This window comes from Aquabacterium sp. (genome assembly GCF_016234775.1).
Taxonomy (GTDB): domain Bacteria; phylum Pseudomonadota; class Gammaproteobacteria; order Burkholderiales; family Burkholderiaceae_C; genus Aquabacterium.
Window position 1 is genome coordinate 47589 of record NZ_JACRAH010000036.1, and the last position, 25513, is coordinate 73101.

Below are 25513 nucleotides of genomic sequence, written 5' to 3' on the forward strand. Positions count from 1 at the left end.
GACCTAGAACAGGGGCCCTAACTCAAGGGCGGGCACCCCCACCCTTAGGGAAAAAGCCAAAGGTCATGTCGGAAATGAGAAAATTCCTGTTTTCGCCCTTTTAGGGCTTCTCTCACCGCACGATCGCCATGACCGCCACCACATCCCCAACCCTGGTTCTGACCCGCCCTGATGACTGGCACTTGCACGTGCGTGATGGCGCAGCCATGGCGGCGGTGGTGCCCGCTACAGCGCGGCAATTTGCGCGGGCCATCGTCATGCCCAATCTGCGCCCGCCGGTGATCACGGCCGAGCAGGCCCAGGGCTACCGCGAGCGCATCCTGGCGGCCGTGCCTGCCGGCCTGAAGTTCGAGCCCTTGATGGTGCTCTACCTCACTGACAACACGCCCGCAGAAGAGGCCGCCAAGGCCAAGGCCATGGGGGCGGTGGCCTTCAAGCTCTACCCCGCCGGGGCCACCACCAACAGCGATGCTGGGGTGACCGATCTGCGCAAGACCTACAAGGTGCTGGAGGCCATGCAGCGCGAAGGCCTGGTGCTGTGCGTGCACGGCGAAGTGACCGACGGCGATGTGGACGTGTTCGATCGCGAGAAGGCCTTCATTGACGACAAGCTGATCCCGCTGCGCAAGGACTTTCCTGAGTTGAAGGTGGTGTTCGAGCACATCACGACCAAGGAAGCCGCACAGTATGTGAACGAGGCCGACCGCTTCGTGGGCGCCACCATCACGCCACAACACCTGCTGTACAACCGCAATGCCATCTTCATGGGGGGCGTGCGCCCGCACTACTACTGCTTGCCCATCCTCAAGCGCGAAGAGCACCGCGTGGCTCTGGTGCAAGCCGCCACCAGCGGCAGCCCCAAGTTCTTCCTGGGTACCGACAGCGCGCCGCATGCCTCGCACTTGAAGGAGCACGCATCAGGCTGTGCCGGCTGCTACACCGCACCGTGCGCCATCGAGTTGTATGCCGAAGCCTTCGAGGCAGCCGGCGCCCTCGACAAGCTCGAAGCTTTTGCCAGCTTCTACGGTGCCGATTACTACGGCCTGCCTCGCAACACCGACAAGATCACCTTGAAGCGCGAAGACTGGACTGTGCCCGAGGTGCTGCCTTTCGGCGAGGCCGAGATCAAGCCACTGCGTGGTGGCGAGACGCTGCACTGGCGCCTGGTCTGATCTCAGGCGTCGCTGGCGCGCCGGCCCTTTCGCGTACTGGGTGTGGCGCGTTTGCGTGAGGTCGATGACGCGGGTGTGGCTTGTGTGGCCACATGCTGCTCGCCCTTCTGCTTGTAGACCCCGTCCAGGCTGCGGAAGATCAGCATGTTGTGCGCCAGGATGTCGTCAAGCGAATACTTGAAGCCCGACTGCGTCCAGTTCTTGGCGATGTAGATGGTGGCCCCGGCCAGGCCTGAGACGATCACGTCCAGATCGATACCGTACTTGCCCATGTCGGGGTAGAGCATGCTCACGAAGGTGCGCAACATGCCCTTGAACTCGTTGATGGCAGCTTCGGCGCCGCGCATCCCGCTTTCACTCACGCTCACCGCATCGACCAGCATGATGCGGGCGCGGCGAGGGTCTTCATGCAAAAACGCGTACCAGGCTCGCAAGGAGCCTTCGCCCATGGCCAGTGGGTCAGGCTGCACCAGGCCCCGGGCCATGATGGCCGCCATCACCTTTTGCTGAACCTGGCCACGCAGTTCGGCATAAACAGCGTCGAACAACTCGCCCAGCGTTTTGAACGACTCGTAGAAGTAACGTTCAGTCAGCGCCGCCTGTGTGCAGATATCTCGCACGGTTGACAGGTGGTAGCCACGCCTGCCGAAGACCTCCAGGCCCGCCTCAATCAGCTTGCGCTGTCGCTCCCGACGGCGCTCGGCGGCATCGACACCGCCATAGCGGCGTGTGACGGTGGCGGCTCTCTTTTTCTTGGCTGGTCGATCAGACATGGGTTCAGCGAATCAGGCGCAGGGCATGGTCTGATTCTGCCGGAGCCTTGAATGCTTGACGGTGGATGTGCTGCCCCATGTCGTGGATGGACGGGCGAAACCCTGACGCGGGCTGGCCCTTGGGGCTAGTGATGCTCTGTGTCTGGCTGCTTTGGCCTGCTGCTGGTTGTTGGCGACACGGACGCCTGCTGTTGTTCTCGCTTGGCCGATTCGATGCTGAGTCGCAACTCGGCGATTTCATGCCGCACTTCCTTGAGTTGCATGTGCATGTCATGCAGGATTTCGCTTTCGACCTTGCGCTCTTGCGATCCCACGAACATGGCTGCGATGCTGGCCGTGACCAGGGACAGCAGACCATAGCCGAGCAGCACCACAAACACCGAGAAAATGCGTGAAGCGGTGTTACTGGGCACGATGTCCCCGTAACCCACTGTGGCGGCCGTCGAGAAGGCCAGCCACAGCCCGTCGTGCAAGGAGTTGACTTCCGGATCCAGCCAGTAAAAACCGATGCCGCACAGTGCCAGCACGGTCGCACCCATGGCCAGCAACCTGGCCAGGCCGGTTTCCGTGAACAGCGGCTTGCTGATCTTGAGCAGGCGATAGAGCATCAGCACCGCGATGATCAGTCGCCAGATCAGGGAGGGTTCGGATTCGTTGCTTTGGGGTAGCACCGCGTTGAGGAGCAAGGCCGCTCCCAGGAACCAGTCCAGCTTGAGCTCCAGCGGGTGGTGGCCCCAGGGGCGGGTCTTGCCTGTGTGCGCGGATCGCGTTCGCCCCTCCACCAGCCGTTGTACCCGCCACGCCGAAATCAGCACCACCGCCCCGCTCACCACGTACATCCACGTCGCCCAGGTGGCCGGCGTCGGCATCATCGAGTCGTAGAAGGCCGGCACGCTGGCGATCAAGGCGATCAGCATGGGCCAGGGGGAGGTGGCGGCGTCTAGAAAGTGTCGGCTTCGGTTGGGCATGGGCGAGGAAGGCGGGGCAAAGAGGCAGGTCAGGCCGGCAGGAAACCTTCCACCGACAGGTAGCGCTCGCCTGTGTCGTAGCAGAAACCCAGCACGCGGGCGCCATATGGCAAGTCTGGCAGCTTCTGGGCGATGGCGGCCAGGGTGGCGCCTGAGGAAATCCCTACCAGCATGCCTTCTTCTCGCGCGGCACGACGACCGAATTCGCGGGCGTCCTCCGCATCCACCTGGATCACGCCGTCCAGCAACTCGGTTTTCAGGTTGACGGGAATGAAGCCGGCGCCGATGCCCTGGATGGGGTGGGGAGCGGGTTGACCGCCGGAGATCACGGGGGAGGCCTTGGGCTCGACCGCGAACACCTTCAGATTGGGCCAGGCCGCCTTGAGGACCTTGGCGCAGCCGCTGAGGTGGCCGCCTGTGCCCACACCGGTGATCAGCGCATCCAGGCCTTCGGGGAAATCGGCCAGGATCTCCTGGGCCGTGGTCTGCTCGTGAATGGTGATGTTGGCAGGATTTTCGAACTGCTGGGGGATCCAGGCCAGCGGGGTTTCGGCGGCCAGTTCCTGGGCACGGGCGATGGCGCCCTTCATGCCCTTTTCTCGGGGTGTCAGGTCGAAAGTGGCGCCATAGGCCAGCATCAGCCGGCGGCGTTCGATGGACATGCTGTCGGGCATGACCAGAATCAGGCGGTAGCCCTTGACGGCGGCCACCATGGCCAGCCCTACGCCGGTGTTGCCCGATGTCGGCTCGATGATGGTGCCGCCGGGTTTGAGGGCGCCGCTGCGTTCAGCCTCTTCGACCATGGCCAGCGCAATGCGGTCCTTGATGGAGCCGCCCGGGTTGGCCCGCTCGGCCTTGATCCAGACCTCCGGGCCGGTGCCGAACAGCCGGTTCATGCGCACGTGCGGGGTCTTGCCGATGGTTTCGAGGATGGAGAGGGCTTTCATCTTGGGCTCCTTGACATGAGCAAAGCAAATGGACACATACCGAACAGGATAAGCCCAGCCCGGGCAGAATGTCGGCCATGAACGAGATCAAGTGGATTGTCGCGCCTTGGCGCGTGTTGTGGCTGATCCTGAGCATGTTCCTGATGCTCCTGGTGGGGCCTTTGCAGGCGCAAACCTTTCTACCGCCCGAGAAGGCTTTTCAGGCGCGGGTGAGCCAGAGCGGTCCGCACGCGCTGCAGGTGGATTTCACTTTGGCGCGTGGTGTGTACCTGTACCGTGAGCGTCTGGAAGCCCGTCTGGATGCGGGTTCCGGGGCATCGCCCATTCTGTTGAAGTGGGATCTGCCTCCCGGTCAATCCAAGCATGATCCGACCTTCGACAAGGTGCTGGAGGTCTATCACGGTGATGTTTCAGGGACCGTTTCGGTGCCCGACAGCCTGCATGGCGAGCATGAGTTGACCGTGGTTTATCAGGGCTGTGCGGACGCTGGCCTTTGTTATCCACCTCAGAAAAAACGGGTGCTGTTGAAGCTCAATGACCAGGGGCAAATCCAGGCGGTGGGGTCAACTTCTGCTGCCTCTGCGTCGGTATCTGCCGCTGTATCAGACAACACCGAGCCTGCTGCTGAGGATGATGGCGGTATCAGCCGTGCGCTGGCCTCGGGCCAATGGTGGACAGTGGTGCCCGTGTTCCTGCTGGCCGGTGTGCTGCTGTCCTTGACGCCGTGCGTGTTGCCCATGGTGCCCATCCTGTCGTCCATCATCGTCGGGCAGAAGGAGCACGTCAGCCGGGCGCGTGGTTTTGCCCTGGCCCTGAGCTACTCGCAAGGCATGGCCCTGGTTTACACCGCGCTGGGTGTCGCCGCCGGTCTGCTGGGGCAGGGGCTGGCGGCCTATCTGCAGCATCCCTGGGTGGTGCTGGTTTTTGCGGCCTTGATGGTGCTCCTGGCCTTGTCGATGTTCGGTCTGTATGAGTTGCAGTTGCCGGCTTCGGTGCAAAGCTGGCTGGGAGCGGGCTCCAGCCACCTGCCTGGCGGCAAGTTCATCAGCGTGTTTGCGATGGGCGTGGTGTCGGCCCTGGTGGTCAGCCCCTGCGTGTCCGCGCCGCTGGCGGGGGCTTTGCTCTACATTAGCCAGACGCACGATGTGGTGCTGGGCGGGGCGGCCTTGTACGCCATGGCCTGGGGCATGAGCGTGCCCCTGCTGCTTGTGGGTTTGTCTGCTGGCAGCCTGTTGCCGCGTACCGGCCCCTGGATGAAAGCCGTCAAGGCCTTGTTTGGTGTGCTGATGCTGGGCATGGCCGTGTGGGTGGCGCGGCCCGCGTGGCCTTATCTGCAATCCTTGGTGGGCGCAACGCCAGCGGCCTCGGCACACCACAGTGCCCTGCCGTTCGAGCGCGTGCGCACGGTGGCGGAACTCGACGCAGCACTGGCCCTGGCCAAGGCGCAAGGCAAGCCGGTGATGCTGGACTTCTATGCCGACTGGTGTACATCCTGCCTTGAGATGGAGCGCGAGACCTTCTCTGATCCGCAGGTTCAGGCGCACTTGAAGGGGGCGGTGGTGTTGCAGGCCGACGTGACCGTCAACACGGCGGACGACCGGGCCTTGCTTCAGCGCTTCAAGCTGTTCGGCCCGCCTGGCATCATCTTTTTTGACGCCCAGGGCCAGGAGCGCACGGCGGCCCAGGTGGTGGGCTTCCAGAAGCCGCAGGATTTCCTGCGCAGCCTGCAGCAAGCCGGTTTTTGATCCCCTGCGCCCGATATGGGGGGATAATCGCGCCCGTGAAGTCAGCCAGACCGCCGCTGGTGCAAGGATCGAAAGGTCGCACTGGAGGAAGGTCCGGACTGCACAGGGTAGCGTAGGAGGTAACACCTCTCCACCGCAAGGTGAGGATCAGAGCAACAGAGACGAGTCTCTGCGGCCTTGGGCGGGGCGAAAGCCACGTCAAAGGCCATTCGAAAGAATGGCCCGGGACGCAGAGGGTGAAACGGGCAATCTCTACGCGCAGCAACACCAAATAGGCACACATTGACCTGTCCCGGGGAGTGTGCGGGTAGGTGGCATCGAGCCGTTCTGGCGACAGGCGGCCCAGAGGAATGGCGGTCACAGCTCAGCGTCGCGAGACACGGGGCTGCACAGAATCCGGCCTATCGGCTGACTTCACACTTTTTTCACATCGCAGGCATTCAAGTTCGGCGTTTTACTGGCCGAAATCTCCGTCGTATTGCGGAGAGTCGATCATGATGGATGCGTTGCGTGTACGTTTGGCCCAAGTCTTCACACTGGCTGCCAGCATGGCCCTGGTCATGGGCGCCTATGCGGCAGACGGGCATGGGCATGGGGATGCGCCGGCCGACGGCGGGGATACCAAGGAGGCGAGCATCAAGCCCTCGCTCAAGCCCAATCTGAAAGCCGAAGCGCAGAACGCCGAAGGTCGCCGGGCTGAAGGTCGATCCGATGAGCGTGCATCCGAGCCCAGGGGTGAAACCTTACGCAAGGGCGAAGGGAAGGATGCTCGCCGCGAGGCCAGTGGCCGCAGTGAGGGTGCATCCGAAGCCCGCTCGAATGTCTCCATGGCCGAGTTGCGCGATCTGATCGATCAAAAGATTGCCGAAGTGCGCACAAAGCGGGAGCCAGCACCGGTTGTACGCTTGCGTCCCAAGCCGGTGGTGAAGGCCAAACCCGTTGCGAGCACGCACGATGCACATGGCGCGCTGCTCCCTGTCGACCCCCATGGTGGCCCTGCCAGCAAGCACGGAGGTGATGCGCGCTCACCCAATCCCCACGGCCACGATGTGCACTGGGCCTATAGCGGCGACACCGGCCCCGAGAGCTGGGGGCGGCTTAAGCCGGAGTTCCAGCAATGCATGCTGGGCAAGCGCCAGAGCCCCATCGACATCCGAGAAGGCATCCCCGTTCAACTGGACCCGATCCAGTTCGACTACCGCCCCTCCAACTTCCGCGTGATCGACAACGGCCACACCGTGCAGGTCAATGTGGAGCCGGGTAATGGCATCACCGTGATGGGGCGCCGCTACGAATTGCTGCAATTCCACTTCCATCGCCCCAGCGAGGAACGCATCAATGGCCGCCAATACGAAATGGTGGCGCACCTGGTGCACAAGGACATGGATGGCAAATTGGCCGTGGTAGCCGTGCTGATGGACCAAGGCAAGGCCCACCCGCTGGTGCAGCAAGTCTGGAACAACCTGCCGCTGGAGAAGAATTCGGAGCAAGGTGCGATGACCCAGATTGACCTGACGCACCTCTTGCCAGAGCAGCGCCAGTACTACACCTACATGGGCTCATTGACCACGCCGCCGTGCTCGGAGGGCGTACTGTGGATGGTGATGAAGCAGCCGGCAGGGATGTCGCGCGAGCAGATCGGCGTGTTCTCCAAGCTTTACCCGATGAACGCCCGCCCGGTGCAGTCGGCTGCCGGGCGCCTGATCAAGGACGGTCAGTAAACGCGCCCGCCCTTGATCTGGGCGTGCGTGCGGCGTGACAGGTCAGTCGCCTTGGCCATCTGTGCCATGGCGTGGCCCGCATGTGCGTGGCAGATGGCCAGGCCCAGCGCATCGGCCGCGTCGTTGTGAGGCTCACGCGGCAGGTTCAGCAGGCGCATGACCATGTGCCGGATCTGGGCCTTGGCCGCATGGCCATGCCCCACCACGGCCTTCTTCATCTGCAAGGCGGTGTATTCAGCGACGGCAGGTGATGCAGGGGTGGACAACAAGCCAGCGATGGCCGCGCCGCGTGCCTGGCCCAGCAGCAGCGTGGACTGCGGGTTCACGTTCACGAACACGATTTCGACCGAAGCCTGCTGGGGCTCATAGCGGCCCACCACTTCGCGCACACCCTCGAAGATCAGTTTGAGCCGGGTCGGCAGATCGCCTTGAGCGGCCTCTTTGGTCTTGATGGTGCCGCTGGCCACGTAGTGCAGGCGCGGGCCATCGGATTCGATGACGCCAAAGCCGGTGGTCTGCAGACCGGGGTCGATGCCGAGAATGATCATGAGGCCGACAGGATAAGCCCTGTCAGGCCTGGCCGCGCAGCGATGACGCGATCATGGGCCACAGCGCCTGGTGCGAGGCGCGGAACCAGTCGATGTGACCGATGGCCTTGAGCCCGTGGCTGGCCGGCTTGATCCGCATGGATTGCTTGTGAGCGGCCGGGAAGGTGCACAGCAGGTCGGCCACGGTGGCGGGGGTGGCGATGTCGTCGTCTTCGGCGTACAGCACCGTGATGGGCGTGCGCACCATTGGCCCCACTGGCGCGCCACGCCCGCGGGCAGGTCTTCACCCAGGCCGACGGCCGACGTCGGCCCATAGCCTTTGACCAGGGTGCCCAGGGGCACCAGGCAGCGCAGGCCCAGGCGGGCCTTGAGCCGAAAGCCCAGGCGCATGCGGTTGAACCAGCCCGTGGAGGCCGACACCCCCACCAGGCGCGCCACGCGGCGGTGGTTGGGCAGCAGGCCGATAACCTGGCCGCCCGCGCTGTGGCCCAGCATCAGCACCTGGTCGCGGCCGGTGCGTTGCAGCAGCCAGTCGAGCGCAGCCACCTGGTCCAGCTGGCCCCAATCGGCCAAGGTAGCCTTGTTGTGCTTGAGGTGGCCGTGGCGGGACAGGTGATGGTGACGCGCTCGGGCGTGGCGCTGTCCGGTGTCGGCGTGGGCTGGCTCATGAGGTGGCTTTCGGTGGGGTGGTGGCGTCCAGTTGCTGAACATGGGTCAGCCAGCGCGCCACCGTCTGCAACTCGGCTTCGGTGAAGCCGGCGGTGAGTTGTTCGTTGATGTGGGACAGGGTCTTGCGCAGCGGCGCCAACTGGGCGCGACCGCGCGCCTGCAGCCAGACGCGTTGCGTGCGCGCGTCTTCAGGGCAGGGGCGCCGTTGCACCCAGGCCAGGGCCTCCAGACGCTGGATCAGGCCTGACACGGCCGAGGGCGCGAGGTTCAGCTCGGTGGCCAACTGGCCCATGGTGGTGCCGTCCTGCCGCGCGAGCACGAACAGCACGCCGGCTTGCGCGGCCGTGGGCGCGGCCTGGCCTTCATGGGCGGTTTGCGCGTGCAGCGCGCCCATCCAGGCTTGCAGCCGCCGCTGGGCACTGTTGAGCAGGAAGACCAGGCGTGGGCGAGGGGTGCTGGAAGGGCGTGCTTCGGTCATGTTCAATTTATTTCGCATGCGAAATATGTAGGCAAACAAAAACCGACGTCGCAAGTCGGTTTTTGCGGCCGGCGTGAAGCCGGCTCGCGTGATGCAGCGTTTGCTGATCAGTGACGGAAGTGACGCGTGCCCGTGAACACCATGGCAATGCCACGCTCGTCGGCTGCGGCGATGACTTCATCGTCGCGCATCGAGCCACCGGGATGGATCACGCAGGTCGCGCCAGCGTCCACCACCACGTCCAGGCCATCGCGGAACGGGAAGAATGCGTCCGACGCCACGGCCGTGCCTTGCAGGGTCAAGCCAGCATGGCCAGCCTTGATCGAGGCGATGCGGGCCGAATCCAGGCGGCTCATCTGGCCAGCGCCCACACCCATGGTCATGCCGTCCTTGCAGAACACGATGGCGTTGCTCTTGACGAAGCGGGCCACGGTCCAGGCAAACAGCATGTCCTTGAGTTGCTGCTCGGTAGGTTGCAGCTTGGACACGACCTTGATGTCACCGACCAGGTCGATGTTGTCAGCCGATTGCAGCAGCATGCCGCCGCCCACGCGCTTGAAGTCCAAGGCGTTGGACAGGCCACGCGTGGCGTCAGTCAAGGGCACTTCCAGCAAGCGCACGTTCTGCTTCGACGCATAGGCCGCGCGGGCAGCGTCGGTGAACTTCGGCGCGATCACCACTTCCACGAACTGCTTGTTGGCGTTGATGGCTTCGATCACATCGACATCCACCGTGCGGTTGAAGGCCATGATGCCGCCGAAAGCCGAGGTCGGGTCGGTCTTCAGGGCCTTGGAATAAGCTTCCAGCGGGCCGGCACCGATGGCCACACCGCAGGGGTTGGCGTGCTTGATGATCACGCAGGCTGGGACGTCAAAGGCCTTGACGCATTCCCAGGCCGCATCGGCATCGGCGATGTTGTTGAAGGACAGTTCCTTGCCTTGAATCTGTGTCCAGTTGGACAGCACGCTGACAGCAGGCGAAGCCTCGCGGTAGAAGGCGGCCGACTGGTGCGGGTTTTCGCCGTAACGCATGCCTTGCACCTTGTGCAGCTGCAGGTTGAACACCGCAGGGTAGGCTTCCTTGGCCGGCACGGCTTCGGTCTTCAACTCCGAGCCCGCTTCCAGCGACGTCAGGTAGTTGGTGATCATGCCGTCGTAGGCGGCGGTGTGGGCGAACACCTTCTTGGCCAGCATGAACTTGGTCGAACGGGTGATGCCGTCAGTCTTCATTTCAGACAGCACTTGTTCGTAGTCCACCGGATCGATGATCACGGCCACGTCCTGCCAGTTCTTGGCAGCGGCGCGCAGCATGGTGGGGCCGCCGATGTCGATGTTCTCGATGGCGTTTTCCAGTGTGCAGTCGGCCTTGGCGGTGGCCTGGGCGAAGGGGTAGAGGTTGACCACCAGCATGTCGATGGTTTCGATGCCGTGTTCCTTCAGCGCGGCCATGTGCTCGGGCAGATCACGGCGGGCCAGGATGCCACCGTGCACGCGTGGGTGCAGGGTCTTGACGCGGCCGTCCAGCATCTCGGGGAAGCCGGTCACCTCGGACACTTCGGTCACGGGCAGGCCCTTTTCGGCCAGCAGCTTGGCGGTGCCGCCGGTGGACAACAGGCGCACGCCCTGGGCGTTCAGGGCCTGGGCAAATTCAACGATGCCGGTCTTGTCGGACACGGACAGCAAGGCGGTCAAAGCCATGGTTTTTCCTTCAGTTCAAAGAGCGGGGATACAGGGGAAAAGAATCACTTGATGAGCTTGTGCTCGAGCAGTTTGCGGCGCAGCGTGTTGCGGTTGATGCCCAGCCATTCGGCGGCCTTGGACTGGTTGCCCTCGGCACGTTGCATCACCACCTCCAGCATGGGGCGCTCCACCGCGTTGACGACCATGTCGTACACGGCGTTCGGCTCGGCGCCACGCAAGTCATGGAAGTAACCTTCCAGGTTGTCTCGGATGCAGTCTTGGATGTTCTTCTTGCTCATGATGCTCGGGTCAGTTCGCCGCACAGGAGGCAGCGCTGGCTTCCTGGGCGTCGTCTTCTTCGTCGATGGCGAGCACCGTGTCCGGCAGCCGGTCGTGGTGCAGGCCGAGTTCGTCGAAGAAATGGGTCACGGCCTGGATCTGGCTGTCAATGCTGTCCAGGGTGTTCATGTGGGCACGGAATTCTTCACCACCTGGCAGGGCGCGCACCGCCCAGCCGATGTGTTTGCGTGCCGTGCGCACGCCGGCAAATTCGCCGTACAAACCATAGTGTTCGTGCAGGTGCTCGATCAGCCACTGCCTGACCTGCAAGGTCAGGGGCCGGGCGCGGTGCGTGCCGGTGGCCAGGTAGTGGGCGATGTCGCCGAAGATCCAGGGGCGGCCTTGCGCGGCGCGGCCCACCATGATGGCATCCGCCCCGGTGTAGCGCAGCACCAGGGCGGCCTTTTCGGGGGAGGTGATGTCGCCATTGGCCACCACGGGCACCTTCACCGCAGCCTTGACGGCGGCGATCGTGTCGTACTCGGCCTGGCCCTTGTAACCTTGCTCGCGCGTGCGGCCGTGCACGGTCAGCATGGCCACGCCGGCGCTTTCTGCTGCACGGGCAATGCGCACCGCATTCTTGTTTTGCTGGCTCCAGCCGGTGCGCATCTTCAAGGTCACCGGCACATTGTGGGGCGCACAGGCGGCCACCACGGCCTCCACGATCTGGAGCGCCAGGGCCTCGTCCTGCATCAGCGCCGAGCCGGCCCATTTGTTGCACACCTTCTTGGCGGGGCAACCCATGTTGATGTCGATGATCTGGGCGCCGCGGTCGATGTTGTAGGCGGCAGCCTCGGCCATCATGGCCGCGTCCGTACCCGCGATCTGCACCGAGATGGGCGCGGTTTCACCTTCGTGGTTGGCGCGCCGGGATGTTTTCAGGCTGTTCCACAGGTCCTTGCGCGAGGTCACCATCTCGCTGACCGCATAGCCCGCGCCCAGTCGCTTGCACAACATGCGGAAAGGGCGGTCTGTCACGCCGGCCATCGGCGCCACGAACAGGCGATTGGGCAACTCGATCGAGCCGACCATCAGCGTGCCGGTGGGGAGTGACGTACTGGACATGAGGGTGCGTTGCATGGCGTGCCCATTTATTTCGGACACTGGAATCTGACCTGAAACCTGAGCTGAAAGACAGCGCAGCCCTGACCGGCAGGGCGATCAGGGCTGCTTAAAAAGGAGGCAGAGTATAGCCGCGCGGGGGAACCCTGTGCACCCCCTTTGATCAAATTTTGACCGGCAGATCCCTTCCGTGAGATGCGTCACGGTTCCGCCGGCTTGAGGGGGGTGTCACCTGATGATTGCATTGTTTGTGTTGCATACAATCTGCAACTGTTGCAGTTTGACTGTAACAAGCATGACCAGCTGCCCATGACGGGCCTCCATCTCCTCCGCGAAGACATGAACATCACAATTTCCAGCATCGGCAAGCACGCCGCCCTGTGCGCGCTGACCCTCGTTTCTGCCTCGGCTCTGGCGCAGACCTATACCTTCAAGATTGGTGGTGGCTACATTGATCCGCGCGCCACCAGCAGCGATATCAAGGGCACGCTGCCAACTGGTGTGGGCGCGCTGCCGCTGTATCCCGTTCCTCCCGGCAATCAGTTGCAGGTGCAACCCAAGTCCACCTTGCTGTTCAGCATTTCGCGGAGCTTCAACGACAATTGGGAGGCTGAACTGGTGCTGGGTGTGCCGCCAGAGCACGATGTGAAACTGCGCGTTGGCGATGGCGTCAAAGCCACCGCAGCGACTCCCAATGGTGTGGTGGCAACCCTGCCATTGCAGTCGCAGGTCGGTGTCGGTGTCGCTCGCCATGTGGCTGCGTACGACGGCGTTGTGGTGGCCAAGGTCAAGCAGACAGCCCCCACATTGTTCCTGAACTACAAGTTCCTGGATGCTTCTTCTGCGCTGCGTCCGTATGTCGGTGTGGGCTTCAACTACACCCACTTCAAGGTGACGTCCACCGCTGCGGGTGATGCGCTGTATGACGATGGCCCGGTGCGCATCAGCTCGACTGATTCCATTGGTCTGGCGTTCCAGGCGGGGGCCAATTACAAGTTTGATAAAAATTGGTCTCTCAATGCCGCTTGGGCTACTGCTGGCGTGAAGAACAATGTCACGATCAACACGAACTCTAGCGAGCAGACCCTGAGCTATCGCTTCCACCCCTCCGTGTTCTCGCTGATGGTGGGTTATCAGTACTGAATATCCATTCGGGCCCTTCCTCTTGCATGAATGACAGGCCGGGCTCAGTCCCGGCCTTTTTTCTTCAGGTGTGTGTCAACGGGCGGTCCCATGGCGTGGGTGTGCCACCACCCAGTCCGACCCAGCAGGTCGCCGTCGCCGGCATTGAGGTTATTGAAACCCCCGCACAATGCGTCTCATGGAAGACGCGTTGACGGCGGGGGTTGCCGCCTTGTTGCAGTGGTTGTCGATGCCCGAAGTCGGGCTCGGGGCCGTGTTTGTGATCGCCTTTGTATCGGCGACCTTGTTACCGATGGGCTCTGAGCCTGCCGTGTTCGGACTGGTCAAGCTGCAGCCAGACATTTTCTGGCCAGCCGTTCTGGTGGCCACGGCAGGCAATACCTTGGGCGGCATGGTGACCTGGGGGATGGGGTTGGCCGCCCGGCAAGCGGCCGACAAGGTGCGTCATATCGATATGAGCGATGCAGCGACCGCGCCAGCCTTGCAGCCCGGCCATAACAAAGCCGCTGATCACAGGGCCCTGCGCTGGTTGCAGCGCTACGGTGCGCCGGCTTGTCTGTTGTCATGGTTGCCGGTGGTGGGGGATCCCCTTTGCGCGGTAGCCGGCTGGCTGAAACTGCCGTTCTGGCCATGCGTGCTGTTCATGGCCATTGGCAAGCTGGGCCGGTACGTGACCATGACCGCTTTCCTGATTCATGTGACCTGATTTCATCTGGTGCAAGTGGCTGTGGTCACATGAACATGGGATTTCATCTTGTAACCATTTCAGGCGTGTTTTTGTCCACTTTGACATGGTCTGACACTAGACTTGATTCAACTGCACAACTCAAAGGCGGCATGTGTCGCCAGATACAACAAGTGCAGATTTGACGCTGTCTATAAATGAATCAGGTCCAGGGAGGACTAATGCAGCGGACAAGGCCCTGTTGGTCGCCAGCAGGGCCTTTTCTTTTTTGGGTGATGACGTGCGGTTTATTTGCGCACTTCAATGGCGGTCACGGTGAACTGGCCGCCGATCTTGTCGGCCGAGAAACGCACCTTGTCACGCACTTGCAGGGTCTTGAGCCAGTTGGCATCGCTCACGCGAAATGACATCTGCATGGCGGGGATGTCCAGATTCTTGATTTCACCGTGCTTCAGTGTGATCTTGCCGGCGTCCTGATCGATGCGGATCACCTCCCCATCGACGGGCTGCGCCCAAACTGCCAATGCCACGCCCATGCCGAGGAAAAGGCCACCGAGGGTGCGGGCGATATTGCGTTTCACGTTTTTGCTCCTTCAAAGGGAATGGCTCCCAAGCATTCAACGGGCCAGGGTGCGCCGTCGTTGACCGCACAAGGGTACCCCCATGAATCGAGGGTTTTCATTTACTTACAGCCTTCAGGGGTGACGCTCTCCTAATATCGCGGCTCACGCTTCGGCGATAACGAATTTTCATGGCGCACAAACGCGCGCCATTTTTGGGGAGTCTCCTATATGACCAAGTCGATTTTCCGCTCGCTCAGCGCCATCGCTGTCGCTGCCAGCCTGGTGACCGTGTCTCCTGCTGCCATGGCCGCCACCAAGGCCGATGTGGCTTTTTCGGCGGACATCATTACCTCCTTCACGATGTTCAACGTGTTTTTCACGGCCTCTGGCTCGGGCACGTACGCCAACAACACGTTCAGCAGCGCCGCGTCGGACGTGGCGGCCGGTGCGACCCAGCTGGTGTGGGATCCCGCCTCGGCATTGACGCTGTCCATCGCTGGCAACGGCGCGATGACCTTTGATGGCCTGGTGTACGACGCCGGCAAGTCTGCCGTGATCGGTGACGTGCACTTCGTGAACGGCACGACCAAGTTCGACTTCGCCGATGTGTCCGTGTTCTCGGTTGGCCCCCTGACGCCTGCGTTCTCCACCCTGAGCACCGGCGGCACGGTGTCCGGTGATTTTGCGCTGAGCACAACGGGTCTCGGCGGGGTGGCCAAGACACTGGGGATCACCGTGCCTATTCCAGCCCAGAACGTGGGCAAGCTGACCATGACTTCCACCGCTGCCCCCGCTGTGCCTGAGCCCTCTACCGCCGCTCTGGGCCTGTTGGGCCTGGCTGGCATCGTGACCACGCTGGCTCGTCGCCGCCGCCAAGGCTGATCCTTTCGCGTTTGGCCGGCCTGCTGGGCTGGCATGAATGCGCGCAGCGCCACATGCCGGACAAGTGTCCGCGTGTGGCGTTTCACATTGCGGGCTGTGATGGCTCTTAAAATGCCGCTTCCGTCTTTCGTTACGAGTTGTCCATGACCGCCACCCACCACCCGCAATCCGACTCCGTTGCCAACATCGCACCTCGTGACAAGGCCGAAATCCTGGCCCAGGCCTTGCCCTACATCCGCAAGTTCCATGGCAAGACGATTGTGATCAAGTACGGCGGCAACGCCATGACCGATCCCGAACTGCAGGCCGATTTCGCTGAAGACGTGGTGCTGCTCAAGCTGGTGGGCCTCAATCCCGTGGTGGTGCACGGTGGCGGCCCCCAGATCGACTCGGCGCTCAACAAGATCGGCAAGAAGGGGCAGTTCATCCAGGGCATGCGTGTCACCGACGAAGAAACCATGGAAGTGGTGGAGTGGGTGCTGGCCGGTGAAGTGCAGCAGGACATCGTGGGCCTGATCAACGCTGCGGGTGGCAAGGCCGTGGGCCTGACGGGTCGTGACGGCGGGCTGATTCGCGCGCGCAAGCTCAAGCTGCTGGATCTGGAGGATCCCACCAAGGTCCATGACGTGGGCCAGGTGGGCGAGATCGAATCGATCGACCCCAGCGTGGTCAAGGCTTTGCAGGACGACCAGTTCATCCCCGTCATCAGCCCCATCGGCTTTGGCGTGAAGAACGAGAGCTACAACATCAACGCCGACCTGGTGGCCTCCAAGCTGGCTCAGGTGCTCAAGGCCGAGAAGCTGATGCTCCTGACGAACATCAAGGGCGTGCTCAACAAGCAAGGCGAGTTGCTGACCGACCTGACGGCCCGCGACATCGACGATCTGATTGCTGACGGCACCATCAGTGGCGGCATGATCCCCAAGATCGAAGGCGCGATTGATGCTGCCAAGAGCGGCGTGCATGCCGTGCACATCGTGGATGGCCGCGTGCCCCACGCCATGCTGCTGGAAATCCTGACGGAATCGGCCTACGGCACGATGATCAGATCACATTGACTCCTATTTGGCTGTTCGACCTCGACAACACGCTGCACGACGCCAGTCGTGCCGTGTTCTGGCGCCTCAATGGCTCGATGACCGACTACATCGAGCAGCATCTGGGCATGCCGCGCGCCGAGGCCGATCAACTGCGCGTTCACTACTGGCGGCGTTACGGGGCCACCTTGCTCGGCCTGGAGCGCCATCACGGCATCCGCGCCTCGCACTTCCTGGCACAAACCCACGTGCTGCCAGGGTTGGAGGCTCAGCTGCACATGCCGCCAGCTGATCGGGCAGCGCTCCAGCGCCTGCCCGGGCGCAAGTTTCTGTTGACCAATGCCCCGGCCGAGTACGCCAAGCGGGTGTTGACGGCGCTGGACATGGCCTCGGTGTTCGAGGGCGTGATCGCCATCGAGGGCATGCGCGTGTTTGGTGACCTGCGTCCCAAGCCTGATGCCCGCATGCTGCGCATCGTCATGGCGCGCTACAAGTTGCCCCCGTCGCGCTGCATCCTGGTGGAAGACACCGTGGCCAACCTCAAAAGTGCCCGCAAGGTCGGTGTGCGCACGGTGTGGATGCAACACTATTTGCGTCATAACCAACACGGACCCGAAGTGGGCATTCGCTTGCATGGCCGCCCAGCAGGTGTGTGTGTCAGAATCAAAAAGCTCAGGGCACTGCACGCTTGGAGATGGCATGACACAAGAGGGGCTGACTGAAGAAAGCCAGGTGGCATCTGCGGATGCACCTGCCGCTGTGGCGCCTGTGCGCAAGCGGCCCAAACCGGGCGAGCGCCGCGTACAGATCCTGCAGGCCCTGGCCACCATGCTGGAGCAACCCGGTGCCGATCGCATCACCACCGCCGCCCTGGCCGCCCACCTGTCAGTGAGCGAAGCCGCGCTGTATCGCCATTTCGCCAGCAAGGCTCAGATGTTCGAAGGCCTGATCGAGTTCATCGAGCAGTCGCTGTTCACCCTGGCCAATCAGATCATGGAGCGCGAGGCCGACCCGGCTGTGCAGATCCAGCGCATCCTGGCCATGGCCTTGCAGTTCGCCGAAAAGAACCCGGGCATGACACGCGTCATGGTGGGAGATGCCTTGGTGTTCGAGCACGAGCGCCTGTCTGCGCGCATGAACCAGTGCCTGGATCGCCTGGAGTCCTTGTTGAGACAGTCCTACAAAGCTTTGGCTGAGGCGCGTGGTTCGCAGCAGCCTACGGTGGATGCGCAAGCTGGTGCCTCACTGGCCATCAGCTTCTTGTTGGGCCGATTGCATCGCTTCGCGCGCAGCGGTTTCAAGCGCCTGCCCACCGAACACCTTTCGGCTTGTGTGTTGACCTTGTTGAGGTAAGGCAAGGCAAGCGGCCAGGCCCTAAACTCCGGGCATGAGCACGCCCGATGTCACCAACCTGATCGCCCGCGCCGAGATGCTGGTCAAGCGTCTTGATGCCCTCCTGCCTTCGCCACACCATGCGCCGGTCACCGAACCGGACTGGTCGCTGTCGGTCGCGTTTCGCTACCGCAAGCGCAGCTCGACCGCCTGGGCCACGGGCTGGCTGGAGCCGGTGCGCCATGTGGCGGTCATCCGCTATGAAGACCTCCAAGAGGTCGATACGCAAAAAGGGCGCTTTGCGCGCAACCTGGCGCAGTTCGTGGCGGGCAAGCCTGCCAACAACGTGCTGCTTTCCGGCGCGCGTGGCACAGGCAAGTCATCATTGGTGAAGGCGGGCTTGCAGGCGCATGCGGCGCATGGTCTGCGTCTGATCGAGGTGGACAAGGCCGACATGATCGACCTGCCTGATCTGATCGAGATGGTCAGCGGTCGGCCCGAGCGCTTCATCATCTTCTGTGATGACCTCAGCTTCGATGATGGCGAGCCAGGCTACAAGGCCCTCAAGTCGATTCTGGATGGCACCGTCTCGGCCAGCGGCGACAACGTGATGATCATCGCCACGTCCAACCGCCGTCATCTCTTGCCCGAGTACCAGTCGGACAACAAGACCTACAAGCACGCGGCCGATGGCGAGTTGCATCCGGGCGAGGTGGTGGAAGAGAAAATCTCGTTGTCCGAACGCTTCGGGCTGTGGATCAGCTTCTACCCGTTCACGCAGGATGAATACCTGGCCATCGTCGCGCAGTGGCTGTCGCACTTTGGTGTGCCCGCCTCATCGCTGGATGCCGCCCGGCCCGAAGCCCTGGTCTGGGCCATCGAACGTGGTTCCCGCTCCGGCCGCGTGGCATATCAATTTGCACGCGACTTTGCCGGCCGCGATCACACGGGTGCTTGAATCGACATGGCTGAACACAAGACCGAACGCAAGTCCTATCACGTGATGGACGCTACTGACCGCACGCCGGTTGAAGTCGCCGTGGGCGTGCTCATCGAGCGTGATGCACAGGGCCGGGAAGGGCGCTTCCTGCTGACCTCACGGCCGCAAGGTAAGGTGTATGCGGGCTACTGGGAGTTCCCGGGGGGCAAGCTGGAGGCCGGTGAAACGGTCGAGCAGGCCTTGCGCCGCGAGCTGCATGAAGAGATCGGCATCACCATTGGTGAGGCCCACCCCTGGCAAGTCGAGATCATGGACTACCCCCACGCCCGCGTGCGCCTGCACTTTTGCAAGGTCTACCAGTGGGCGGGTGAGTTCGAAATGCGCGAAGGCCAGCACATGGCCTGGCAGACCTTGCCGGTTGACGTGGTGCCTGTGCTGCCGGGCACCATCCCTGTGCTGCAATGGCTGGCCTCAGAGCGCGGCCATGCAGGCCTGACGCATCAGGACGCGCTGGCCGATTGAGCCGACTGAGGCCCTGACCTTATTGCGAGGCCGCGCTGGCTGCCTCGGAGGCAGCAGGTGCGGCCGATGCAGGCGCAGAGGCAGGCGAAGATGCCGGTGCCACTTCAGCAGCAGGCTCGCTGATCTCGATGCCATGCTTTTCGCCACTCATGTCGACATCGGCGCCACCCTTCATCAAGAGGTACACGGCGAGCACCGCAAAAATAGCAAAACCCACGAGCAACTTCCACATGCTTGATCTCCTTTGATCTGACCAATTCAGCGCGACGCATTCTGCGCCTTTAGTGTCGCAGATCCGGGTGGTGGAATCCCCCGCTTGCCGATTCCGTGCTTCTTTGACGAAGCCTGCATGCGGTATCCTGCCCCGCGTGAACTGATCAACATGAACCGACCGAGAGAGACTTCACGCATGAGCTACAACACCCTGAGCTATGCCGTTGGTGACGACGGCGTGCTGCTGCTGACCCTCAACCGCCCCGAGCAACTCAACTCGTTCACGGTCGAGATGGCCAATGAACTGGTGCATGCCTTTGACACGGCCAGTGACGATGACGCCGTGCGCGCCATCGTGGTGACCGGTGCGGGCAAGGCCTTCTGTGCCGGCATGGACCTGAGCGTGCCTGGCAACGTGTTCGGCCTGGATGAGGCCCAGCAGCCCACTGTGCAGGACATGCACGAACGCCTCGATGATCCTGCAATTTTCAATGGTGTGCGCGACACCGGCGGCCGCGTGGTGCTGTCCATCTTCAATTGCAAGAAGCCTGTGATCGGTGCCATCAACGGCGCTGCGGTGGGTATTGGCGCCACCATGACCCTGCCCATGGACATCCGCATCGCGTCCGAGAAGGCGCGCATCGGTTTCGTGTTCGGGCGCATCGGCATCGTGCCCGAGGCCTGCTCCAGCTGGTTCTTGCCTCGCATCGTGGGCATCTCGCAAGCGCTGGAGTGGACCTACATGGCCGACATCTTTGATGGTCATGAAGCGCAACGCGGCGGCCTGGTCAAGGCCGTGGTGCCGCCGGAGCAGCTACTGGAAGAAGCCATGAAGATCGCGCGTCGCATTGCCACCGAGCGCTCGGCTGTGGGCATCGCTTTGACGCGTCAGATGATGTACCGCAACTCGGCACAGCCTCATCCGCTGGCCGCGCACCAGGTGGATTCGCTGGCCATGTTCTACACGAGCATCGGCGATGGCAAGGAGGGCGTGGCGGCCTTCCTGGAGAAGCGTCCTGCTGACTTCAAGAGCAAGACCTCGGAGATGCCACCGTTTTATCCCTGGTGGGAGTGAACACAAGGGCATGCACACAGCGACATGAACAAAAAAAAGCCCGGCAGGTGCCGGGCTTTGCGCATTGAGCGTGCTGTGTGGTCTGCGGCTTCGCCCTCGTCAGGTGGAAGCCGCAACCCCGCAAGAATCAGGACAGTTGGTCGCTGATCAGCTTGGTCAACTCGAACATCGTGACCTGGGGCTTCTTGAAGATGACCTTCAGCTTGTCATCTGCATTGATGTTGCGCTTGTTGGCAGCATCTTGCAGATTGTGCTTCTTGATGTACTCCCACACCTTCTTGGTGACTTCCGTGCGTGGCAGTGGTGCAGCGCCGATGACGGCAGCCAATGCGGCGCTAGGGGTCAGAGGTTTCAGGAAAGCGGCGTTAGGCGCGCGCTTGACGGCGGCCTTCTTGGCAGCAGGTGCTGCAGCTTTCTTGGCGGGAGCGGCCTTTTTGGCCGGGGCTTTCTTCGCAGTTGCCATGTGAATTCACTCCATCAAAGGTCAGATCTGATGCGGCCTTGGGCGTTTGCTGTATGCGCAGACGTTCCTCTCAGGCTTTGCGTTGCGATGGTAATGCGCTTTACCAGGGAAAAATAGCCTCTACCCCCCTTTGTGGCCCTCGAACATCAAGATTTTTTGCGCTGACGCAGATCGTGCACCGCCTTGGCGCGGGTTTGGGGCGTGGGATGGGCCGCGACAGGCTGTTTGACCTTCTCTGGCGCGCTTCCTGCCTTTGTGTCGCGAACTATCGCCTGCTGCCCCTGCAGACTTGCGGCATTTGGTGTTCAATGCAGGCTTTTCGTCGATTCGATGGAGTACGCGATGACGCCTCAGGCTGTGCTGGCCCAACCCTTCACTTTGCCCAATGGGCAAGTGATCAAGAACCGTTTGTTCAAGTCCGCGATGAGCGAAGCCTTGAGTGATCGCTCTGGTCATGCCAATGCCGAGCTGGCTCGGTTGTATGGCGCATGGGCTGATGGTGGCATGGGGTTGTGCATCACCGGCAACGTGATGATCGACAAGCGTGCATTGGGTGAGCCTGGCAATGTGATCATTGAAGATGAATCGCAACTGCCTGCGCTGAAGGCCTGGGCCCAAGCGGCCACGCGCAATGGCACACAGTGCTGGGTACAGCTCAATCATCCGGGCAAACAGGCACCCAAAGGCCTGAACAAGGAAACGGTGTCGCCATCGGCGGTGCCGTTCCGTGCGGACATGAAGATGCTGTTCGCCACGCCGCGCGAACTGACCGACGCCGAGATCCGTGGCTTGATCCAACGCTATGCCCATGCGGCCGCCATCGTGAAGAAGGCGGGCTTCACCGGTGTGCAGATCCACGGCGCACATGGCTATCTGGTCAGTCAGTTCCTGTCTCCGCATCACAACCGCCGCACGGATGACTGGGGTGGCACGCCCGAGAAGCGCCGCCGCTTTGTGCTGGAGGTGTACCGCGCCATGCGTGATCAGGTCGGGCATGACTTTGCCATCGGCATCAAGCTCAACTCGGCCGACTTCCAGCGCGGTGGCTTCACGGAAGAAGAATCGCTCGACACCATTCGCGCCTTGTCGGATGCCGGCATCGATCTGATCGAGATTTCCGGTGGGACCTATGAGGCCCCCGCCATGACGGGCGTCAAGGCCAGCAAGGAGCCGGTCAAGGACAGCACCCGCCAACGCGAAGCCTACTTCCTGGTGTTCGCTGAAAAAGCCCGCCAGGCGGTCAAGACGCCTCTGGTCGTCACGGGTGGTTTCCGCTCGGCACAAGGCATGGCCGAGGCCATCACCTCCGGGGCGGTGGATTTCGTGGGCCTGGCGCGCGCGCTGGCCATCGAGCCCGATGTGGCCAACCGCCTGCTGGCTGGTCAGATGCCCCGCGAGCAAGTGCGCCCGATCAAGACGGGCATCGGTGCCATCGACAAGACGGGGATGATGGAAGTGTCCTGGTACACCGGGCAGCTCAAGCGCATTGGCAAGGGGGAGGCGCCCAAGCCGAGCGAGTCCGCCCTGTGGGTCTTCATCAAACTGATGGCCAAGCAAGCTGGGCTGGGGCGCAAGAAGGCCCCCACCCGTTTGCGAGCGAATTGAGCGCTCGGCGCCCCGGCCTTAACCGGCCGTTTTGCTGGGGCCAATGGCTGGCGCGGTTTTCACGCTCCAGATCATGGTCACGGCCAGGATGCCGATCACCACACCCAGTGAGGCCAGCACGGGGATCTTCACGATGTCGATCAGCATCATCTTGGTGCCGATGAACACCAGGATCACGGCCAGGCCATAGCTCAGCAGGTGGAACTTGGCTGCCATCGCTGCCAGCAGGAAGTACATGGCGCGCAGCCCCAGGATGGCGAAGATGTTCGAGGTCAGCACGATGAAGGGGTCGGACGTGATGGCGTAGATGGCAGGGATCGAGTCCACCGCGAAGATCACGTCCGTGAAGCCCACCAGGGCCACCACCAGCAGCAAAGGCGTGGCGATGCGCACGCCGCTCTGAACCGTCCAGAAGTTCTCGCCGTCGAAATGCTTGCTCACGGGCAACAGGCGGCGCAGCACCTTGAGCGCGGGATTGTCTTCGAGGTTGGGTTCCTTGTCTGCGGCCCACCACATCTTGATGCCGGTCAGCAGCAGGAAGGCGCCGAACACGTACAGCACCCAGTGGAACTGACTGATCAGCCAACCGCCCACGAGGATCATGACGGTGCGCAACACGATGGCACCGATGATGCCGATCATGAGCACGCGCTTCTGATAGGCAGGGGGTACCGCGAAGTAGGTGAAGATCATCAGGAAGACAAAGATGTTGTCTACCGCCAATGATTTTTCGATCAGGTAGCCGGTGAGGAACTCCAGTGCCTTCGCATTGGCGATGGCGGATCCTTGGTCCTGCATGAAGGCCCACCAGAGCAAGACATTGAACGCCATGCTGAGCGCCACCCAGATGGCCGACCAGCGCATGGCCTCAGGGACGGACACTTCGTGTGAGCCTTGCTTTTTGAGGACGACGAAGTCCACGAACAAGGCGGCCAGTACGAACAAGATAAAAACGATCCAGAGCCACAATGGCGCCAGGGTTTGCATGATGGTTCTCCAACAGGAACAAACATGGCGAAGCCGACATGGCCTCGCGCCTCAAGCGCCGAAAAATCTTGCTGAACAGACGGGCGTCTGTCTGTGAAACCCGGACGACCAGCATTGCACTGACCTTCGTGTTGACGGGCGACACGGTCAACCTTGCGGTTGACTGGCTACTCCTCTTTCGGACAAACCATTCTAGCCTTGGAGGTCGTTATCCCCATCGGATGAGGGGATTTTGGCAGGGTCAGCGGCCGGCTTCGTCGCGCAGGTCTTCCCTTTGTTGACGTTGCCAGACTTTCAGCCGGGCATCCATCACGCTGAGTTCGATCACGTCGGCCGCATTGGGTTGGCGAAAGCGTTTTTGCGCGCCCTGGATACGGTCAATGGCCCCAGGCAGATCGCCCAAGGCTGCCACGGCTTCTGCTTCGGCCCGTACGGCGCGCAAGGGTTCTTTCAGGCGTTGCCAGAGTTCGGCCAGGCTGGACCAGGCGGCCGCATCATGCGGGTGGTCGCTGACATGCGTTTGCAATCGCGCGGCAGCCTCGGCCCCCGTCGATGGCTGCGCCTTGCCTGGCGGCAGCGCCAGCGCAATGCGTGCGGCCAACAGGGCCTCCGGGCGGCCATCCTCGTGGCTGGCTGCCTTGTTCTCGGCCAGATCCTTGTTGAGCGTGAGGGCGGCTTCCAAAGGAAGATGGCCGGCGAGTTGGCACTCCACCACGGCCAGCGTCAGGATGCGTTGCACGGTGGCCTGCTGGTTGCCAGGCAATGATCTGGCGGCCTGGCGTGCCAGGGCCAGGGTTTGCAGGCCGTGTGCTGCGTCACCGCCGCGTTGCTGTGCCACGCCCGCCATGTAGTACGCCGTCACGGCCTGCAAAGCGGTGGCGTTGCGTTTGATGTCCGGGTTTGACAGGTTCTGCAAAGACACACTGCGGGTGTCCATCAGCACGCGGGCGCGCGCCGCCATCAGCGCATGTTGAGCCCAGATGGCGCTGTCCTTGCCGCTGGCTTGCGCGGCCAGGCGCCAGCCGCCCGGGCCCAGTCTGGCGCGCGCCTCGCCGATCCGTTCCGTGGTCAGTGGGTGGGTGCGCAGGTAGGGGTAGCTGCCGTCGTCATTGAGTCGGGATGCCTGTTGCAGGTGCTCGAACATTTCGGCCATGCCGGCCTGGTCGAAACCTGACTCGCCCAACACGCCATAACCCACGCGGTCGGCCTCGCGCTCCATGTCACGCGAGAAGTTCAGTTGTCCCTGAATGGCCACTGCCTGCCCACCGTAGATCATGGCCTGGGCGGCCTGCGGGTTGCGGCTTGCTGCCAGAATGCCCAGCACCATCGAGGCCAGGCTCACCCATGACTGACGTGATTGCTGCCCGATCATGCGGGCGATGTGGCGTTGTGTGACGTGCGAGAGTTCGTGCGCCAGCACCGAGGCCAGTTCGTCCGGGGTGGTCGTCATGGCCAGCAGGCCCAGGTGAACCCCGATGTAGCCGCCAGGCAAGGCAAAGGCGTTGACGGTACGGTCCCTGACGAGGAAGGGTTCCCAGGCATGGGAGGCTTCCAGTTCCGGGCTGATTTCGCCGCGCTGGCGGGCGCCAGTCAGCAGCCGGCCCCAGACCTGGCTGACATATTCCAGCACCATGGGGTCATCCAGCACGTCAGGGTCGCGCAAGATGGAGCGCATGATGCGGTCGCCCAGTCGGCGCTCCGCCATGGGCGACAACTCTTGTGCGGCCGCGTCACCGAGCGCTGGCAGCGAGGATGAGGCACTGCCAGAGGGTGGCAGGTTTTGCGCTTGCACTGACAAGGCCAGGGGCCATCCCAGCGTGATCACGGCGGCCAGCCCCCAGCGGGCCAGCTTCCGCCTTGGCGATGAGGGGGCGCGCGCCCCGAGGGGTGGCTTGCTGTGTGCAGGTTGTGAAACAGTCAAGGGCATGAACACAAGGCGGGTGATCCAAGTGCGCAGTATGCTGC

At 62.5% G+C, this 25513-nt stretch carries 27 protein-coding genes and 1 other RNA gene; 14 read left to right on the forward strand and 14 right to left on the reverse strand.

Going from position 1 to position 25513, the window contains the following annotated elements; all coding sequences use genetic code 11:
• Positions 1-128: 128 nt before the first annotated feature.
• Positions 129-1172, forward strand: a complete 1044-nt coding sequence (pyrC, locus tag HY836_RS10330; protein WP_290676069.1) for a dihydroorotase — start codon at positions 129-131, stop codon at positions 1170-1172.
• 2 nt (positions 1173-1174) lie between these two features.
• Here pyrC and HY836_RS10335 read toward each other — a convergent pair whose 3' ends face one another.
• The 3 genes from HY836_RS10335 to cysK form a co-directional block, all read right to left on the reverse strand.
• Positions 1175-1945 carry a TetR/AcrR family transcriptional regulator gene (locus HY836_RS10335; RefSeq protein WP_290676070.1) on the reverse strand — a complete coding sequence of 257 codons (771 nt, stop codon included), beginning with the start codon at positions 1943-1945 and terminating at the stop codon, positions 1175-1177.
• A gap of 125 nt (positions 1946-2070) precedes the next feature.
• Positions 2071-2913 carry a potassium channel family protein gene (locus HY836_RS10340; RefSeq protein WP_290676071.1) on the reverse strand — a complete coding sequence of 281 codons (843 nt, stop codon included), beginning with the start codon at positions 2911-2913 and terminating at the stop codon, positions 2071-2073.
• Between the two features lie 29 nt (positions 2914-2942).
• A complete protein-coding gene (gene cysK, locus HY836_RS10345) occupies positions 2943-3860 on the reverse strand; it encodes a cysteine synthase A (RefSeq protein ID WP_290676072.1) in 918 nt (305 codons plus the stop codon).
• A 77-nt stretch (positions 3861-3937) separates the two neighbouring features.
• Here cysK and dsbD point away from each other — a divergent pair, with 77 nt between their 5' ends.
• The 3 genes from dsbD (at position 3938) to HY836_RS10360 (ending at position 7326) form a co-directional block, all read left to right on the forward strand.
• On the forward strand, positions 3938-5605 hold the full coding sequence (dsbD, locus tag HY836_RS10350; protein WP_290676073.1) for a protein-disulfide reductase DsbD: 1668 nt from the start codon (positions 3938-3940) through the stop codon (positions 5603-5605).
• A gap of 37 nt (positions 5606-5642) precedes the next feature.
• Positions 5643-6025, forward strand: an RNA gene (gene rnpB / locus HY836_RS10355) — RNase P RNA component class A.
• A gap of 74 nt (positions 6026-6099) precedes the next feature.
• The gene (locus tag HY836_RS10360) at positions 6100-7326 is read left to right on the forward strand and encodes a carbonic anhydrase family protein (protein WP_290676074.1); all 1227 of its coding nucleotides are present in this window, start codon (positions 6100-6102) and stop codon (positions 7324-7326) included.
• Here the strand turns inward: HY836_RS10360 and ruvC are convergent.
• From ruvC to dusB, 6 genes are all read right to left on the reverse strand, one after another.
• Positions 7320-7874, reverse strand: coding sequence for a crossover junction endodeoxyribonuclease RuvC (gene ruvC / locus HY836_RS10365; RefSeq protein ID WP_290676075.1), 555 nt, complete (start codon positions 7872-7874; stop codon positions 7320-7322). The genes HY836_RS10360 and ruvC overlap by 7 nt on opposite strands.
• Before the next feature lie 51 nt (positions 7875-7925).
• The gene (locus tag HY836_RS18985) at positions 7926-8585 is read right to left on the reverse strand and encodes an alpha/beta fold hydrolase (protein WP_367114677.1); all 660 of its coding nucleotides are present in this window, start codon (positions 8583-8585) and stop codon (positions 7926-7928) included.
• Positions 8539-9021: a MarR family transcriptional regulator gene (locus HY836_RS10375; protein ID WP_290676077.1), complete on the reverse strand. Its 483-nt coding sequence runs from the start codon at positions 9019-9021 to the stop codon at positions 8539-8541. Before HY836_RS10375 ends, HY836_RS18985 begins: the two co-directional genes overlap by 47 nt.
• Positions 9022-9128: 107 nt before the next feature.
• Positions 9129-10718 carry a bifunctional phosphoribosylaminoimidazolecarboxamide formyltransferase/IMP cyclohydrolase gene (purH, locus tag HY836_RS10380; protein WP_290676078.1) on the reverse strand — a complete coding sequence of 530 codons (1590 nt, stop codon included), beginning with the start codon at positions 10716-10718 and terminating at the stop codon, positions 9129-9131.
• A 44-nt stretch (positions 10719-10762) separates the two neighbouring features.
• Complete coding sequence (locus HY836_RS10385) at positions 10763-10999, reverse strand: Fis family transcriptional regulator (protein WP_290676079.1); 237 nt, start codon at positions 10997-10999, stop codon at positions 10763-10765.
• 10 nt (positions 11000-11009) lie between these two features.
• On the reverse strand, positions 11010-12074 hold the full coding sequence (gene dusB / locus HY836_RS10390; RefSeq protein ID WP_290676232.1) for a tRNA dihydrouridine synthase DusB: 1065 nt from the start codon (positions 12072-12074) through the stop codon (positions 11010-11012).
• Positions 12075-12440: 366 nt separating this feature from the next.
• Here dusB and HY836_RS10395 point away from each other — a divergent pair, with 366 nt between their 5' ends.
• The gene (locus tag HY836_RS10395; RefSeq protein ID WP_290676080.1) at positions 12441-13244 is read left to right on the forward strand and encodes an OmpW family outer membrane protein; all 804 of its coding nucleotides are present in this window, start codon (positions 12441-12443) and stop codon (positions 13242-13244) included.
• A gap of 178 nt (positions 13245-13422) precedes the next feature.
• Complete coding sequence (locus tag HY836_RS10400) at positions 13423-13950, forward strand: YqaA family protein (protein ID WP_290676081.1); 528 nt, start codon at positions 13423-13425, stop codon at positions 13948-13950.
• A 266-nt stretch (positions 13951-14216) separates the two neighbouring features.
• On the opposite strand, the gene HY836_RS10405 is transcribed toward HY836_RS10400, so the two are convergent.
• A complete protein-coding gene (locus tag HY836_RS10405; protein WP_290676082.1) occupies positions 14217-14510 on the reverse strand; it encodes a copper-binding protein in 294 nt (97 codons plus the stop codon).
• Positions 14511-14720: 210 nt separating this feature from the next.
• On the opposite strand from HY836_RS10405, the gene HY836_RS10410 reads away from it, so the two are divergent.
• The 6 genes from HY836_RS10410 (at position 14721) to HY836_RS10435 (ending at position 19205) form a co-directional block, all read left to right on the forward strand.
• Entirely contained in the window at positions 14721-15374 is a 654-nt protein-coding gene (locus tag HY836_RS10410) for a PEP-CTERM sorting domain-containing protein (RefSeq protein ID WP_290676083.1), read from the forward strand.
• A gap of 143 nt (positions 15375-15517) precedes the next feature.
• Entirely contained in the window at positions 15518-16432 is a 915-nt protein-coding gene (gene argB, locus HY836_RS10415) for an acetylglutamate kinase (RefSeq protein ID WP_290676084.1), read from the forward strand.
• Complete coding sequence (locus HY836_RS10420; RefSeq protein WP_290676085.1) at positions 16429-17133, forward strand: pyrimidine 5'-nucleotidase; 705 nt, start codon at positions 16429-16431, stop codon at positions 17131-17133. Before argB ends, HY836_RS10420 begins: the two co-directional genes overlap by 4 nt.
• Complete coding sequence (gene slmA, locus HY836_RS10425; protein ID WP_290676086.1) at positions 17111-17764, forward strand: nucleoid occlusion factor SlmA; 654 nt, start codon at positions 17111-17113, stop codon at positions 17762-17764. Before HY836_RS10420 ends, slmA begins: the two co-directional genes overlap by 23 nt.
• A gap of 34 nt (positions 17765-17798) precedes the next feature.
• On the forward strand, positions 17799-18701 hold the full coding sequence (locus HY836_RS10430; protein ID WP_290676087.1) for an ATP-binding protein: 903 nt from the start codon (positions 17799-17801) through the stop codon (positions 18699-18701).
• 6 nt (positions 18702-18707) lie between these two features.
• Positions 18708-19205 (forward strand): NUDIX domain-containing protein, encoded by a 498-nt coding sequence (locus HY836_RS10435; protein WP_290676088.1) that lies wholly within the window; start codon positions 18708-18710, stop codon positions 19203-19205.
• Between the two features lie 19 nt (positions 19206-19224).
• Here HY836_RS10435 and HY836_RS10440 read toward each other — a convergent pair whose 3' ends face one another.
• A complete protein-coding gene (locus HY836_RS10440; RefSeq protein ID WP_290676089.1) occupies positions 19225-19437 on the reverse strand; it encodes a hypothetical protein in 213 nt (70 codons plus the stop codon).
• A gap of 177 nt (positions 19438-19614) precedes the next feature.
• On the opposite strand from HY836_RS10440, the gene HY836_RS10445 reads away from it, so the two are divergent.
• The gene (locus HY836_RS10445; protein WP_290676090.1) at positions 19615-20493 is read left to right on the forward strand and encodes a crotonase/enoyl-CoA hydratase family protein; all 879 of its coding nucleotides are present in this window, start codon (positions 19615-19617) and stop codon (positions 20491-20493) included.
• Between the two features lie 127 nt (positions 20494-20620).
• Here HY836_RS10445 and HY836_RS10450 read toward each other — a convergent pair whose 3' ends face one another.
• On the reverse strand, positions 20621-20956 hold the full coding sequence (locus HY836_RS10450; protein ID WP_035038343.1) for an SWIB/MDM2 domain-containing protein: 336 nt from the start codon (positions 20954-20956) through the stop codon (positions 20621-20623).
• 342 nt (positions 20957-21298) lie between these two features.
• Here HY836_RS10450 and HY836_RS10455 point away from each other — a divergent pair, with 342 nt between their 5' ends.
• Complete coding sequence (locus tag HY836_RS10455) at positions 21299-22561, forward strand: NADH:flavin oxidoreductase/NADH oxidase family protein (protein ID WP_290676091.1); 1263 nt, start codon at positions 21299-21301, stop codon at positions 22559-22561.
• Between the two features lie 18 nt (positions 22562-22579).
• Here HY836_RS10455 and HY836_RS10460 read toward each other — a convergent pair whose 3' ends face one another.
• Both HY836_RS10460 and HY836_RS10465 read right to left on the reverse strand, forming a co-directional pair.
• Positions 22580-23548, reverse strand: a complete 969-nt coding sequence (locus tag HY836_RS10460) for a TerC family protein (RefSeq protein WP_290676092.1) — start codon at positions 23546-23548, stop codon at positions 22580-22582.
• A gap of 241 nt (positions 23549-23789) precedes the next feature.
• A complete protein-coding gene (locus tag HY836_RS10465) occupies positions 23790-25475 on the reverse strand; it encodes a M48 family metalloprotease (protein ID WP_290676093.1) in 1686 nt (561 codons plus the stop codon).
• Positions 25476-25513 lie beyond the last annotated feature (38 nt).

Excerpts from the sequence above, each read along its gene's own strand:
- HY836_RS10435 (WP_290676088.1), top strand. The coding sequence starts at position 18,708 with ATGGCTGAACACAAGACCGAACGCAAGTCCTATCACGTGATGGACGCT.
- ruvC (WP_290676075.1), bottom strand. The coding sequence starts at position 7,874 with ATGATCATTCTCGGCATCGACCCCGGTCTGCAGACCACCGGCTTTGGC.
- slmA (WP_290676086.1), top strand. The coding sequence starts at position 17,111 with ATGACACAAGAGGGGCTGACTGAAGAAAGCCAGGTGGCATCTGCGGAT.
- HY836_RS10395 (WP_290676080.1), top strand. The coding sequence starts at position 12,441 with ATGAACATCACAATTTCCAGCATCGGCAAGCACGCCGCCCTGTGCGCG.
- HY836_RS10360 (WP_290676074.1), top strand. The coding sequence starts at position 6,100 with ATGATGGATGCGTTGCGTGTACGTTTGGCCCAAGTCTTCACACTGGCT.
- purH (WP_290676078.1), bottom strand. The coding sequence starts at position 10,718 with ATGGCTTTGACCGCCTTGCTGTCCGTGTCCGACAAGACCGGCATCGTT.
- HY836_RS18985 (WP_367114677.1), bottom strand. The coding sequence starts at position 8,585 with ATGTTCAGCAACTGGACGCCACCACCCCACCGAAAGCCACCTCATGAG.
- pyrC (WP_290676069.1), top strand. The coding sequence starts at position 129 with ATGACCGCCACCACATCCCCAACCCTGGTTCTGACCCGCCCTGATGAC.
- HY836_RS10410 (WP_290676083.1), top strand. The coding sequence starts at position 14,721 with ATGACCAAGTCGATTTTCCGCTCGCTCAGCGCCATCGCTGTCGCTGCC.
- HY836_RS10440 (WP_290676089.1), bottom strand. The coding sequence starts at position 19,437 with ATGTGGAAGTTGCTCGTGGGTTTTGCTATTTTTGCGGTGCTCGCCGTG.
- HY836_RS10430 (WP_290676087.1), top strand. The coding sequence starts at position 17,799 with ATGAGCACGCCCGATGTCACCAACCTGATCGCCCGCGCCGAGATGCTG.
- HY836_RS10340 (WP_290676071.1), bottom strand. The coding sequence starts at position 2,913 with ATGCCCAACCGAAGCCGACACTTTCTAGACGCCGCCACCTCCCCCTGG.
- HY836_RS10375 (WP_290676077.1), bottom strand. The coding sequence starts at position 9,021 with ATGACCGAAGCACGCCCTTCCAGCACCCCTCGCCCACGCCTGGTCTTC.
- HY836_RS10465 (WP_290676093.1), bottom strand. The coding sequence starts at position 25,475 with ATGCCCTTGACTGTTTCACAACCTGCACACAGCAAGCCACCCCTCGGG.
- HY836_RS10445 (WP_290676090.1), top strand. The coding sequence starts at position 19,615 with ATGAGCTACAACACCCTGAGCTATGCCGTTGGTGACGACGGCGTGCTG.
- HY836_RS10385 (WP_290676079.1), bottom strand. The coding sequence starts at position 10,999 with ATGAGCAAGAAGAACATCCAAGACTGCATCCGAGACAACCTGGAAGGT.
- argB (WP_290676084.1), top strand. The coding sequence starts at position 15,518 with ATGACCGCCACCCACCACCCGCAATCCGACTCCGTTGCCAACATCGCA.
- HY836_RS10455 (WP_290676091.1), top strand. The coding sequence starts at position 21,299 with ATGACGCCTCAGGCTGTGCTGGCCCAACCCTTCACTTTGCCCAATGGG.
- HY836_RS10400 (WP_290676081.1), top strand. The coding sequence starts at position 13,423 with ATGGAAGACGCGTTGACGGCGGGGGTTGCCGCCTTGTTGCAGTGGTTG.
- cysK (WP_290676072.1), bottom strand. The coding sequence starts at position 3,860 with ATGAAAGCCCTCTCCATCCTCGAAACCATCGGCAAGACCCCGCACGTG.
- dsbD (WP_290676073.1), top strand. The coding sequence starts at position 3,938 with ATGAACGAGATCAAGTGGATTGTCGCGCCTTGGCGCGTGTTGTGGCTG.
- HY836_RS10450 (WP_035038343.1), bottom strand. The coding sequence starts at position 20,956 with ATGGCAACTGCGAAGAAAGCCCCGGCCAAAAAGGCCGCTCCCGCCAAG.
- HY836_RS10335 (WP_290676070.1), bottom strand. The coding sequence starts at position 1,945 with ATGTCTGATCGACCAGCCAAGAAAAAGAGAGCCGCCACCGTCACACGC.
- HY836_RS10460 (WP_290676092.1), bottom strand. The coding sequence starts at position 23,548 with ATGCAAACCCTGGCGCCATTGTGGCTCTGGATCGTTTTTATCTTGTTC.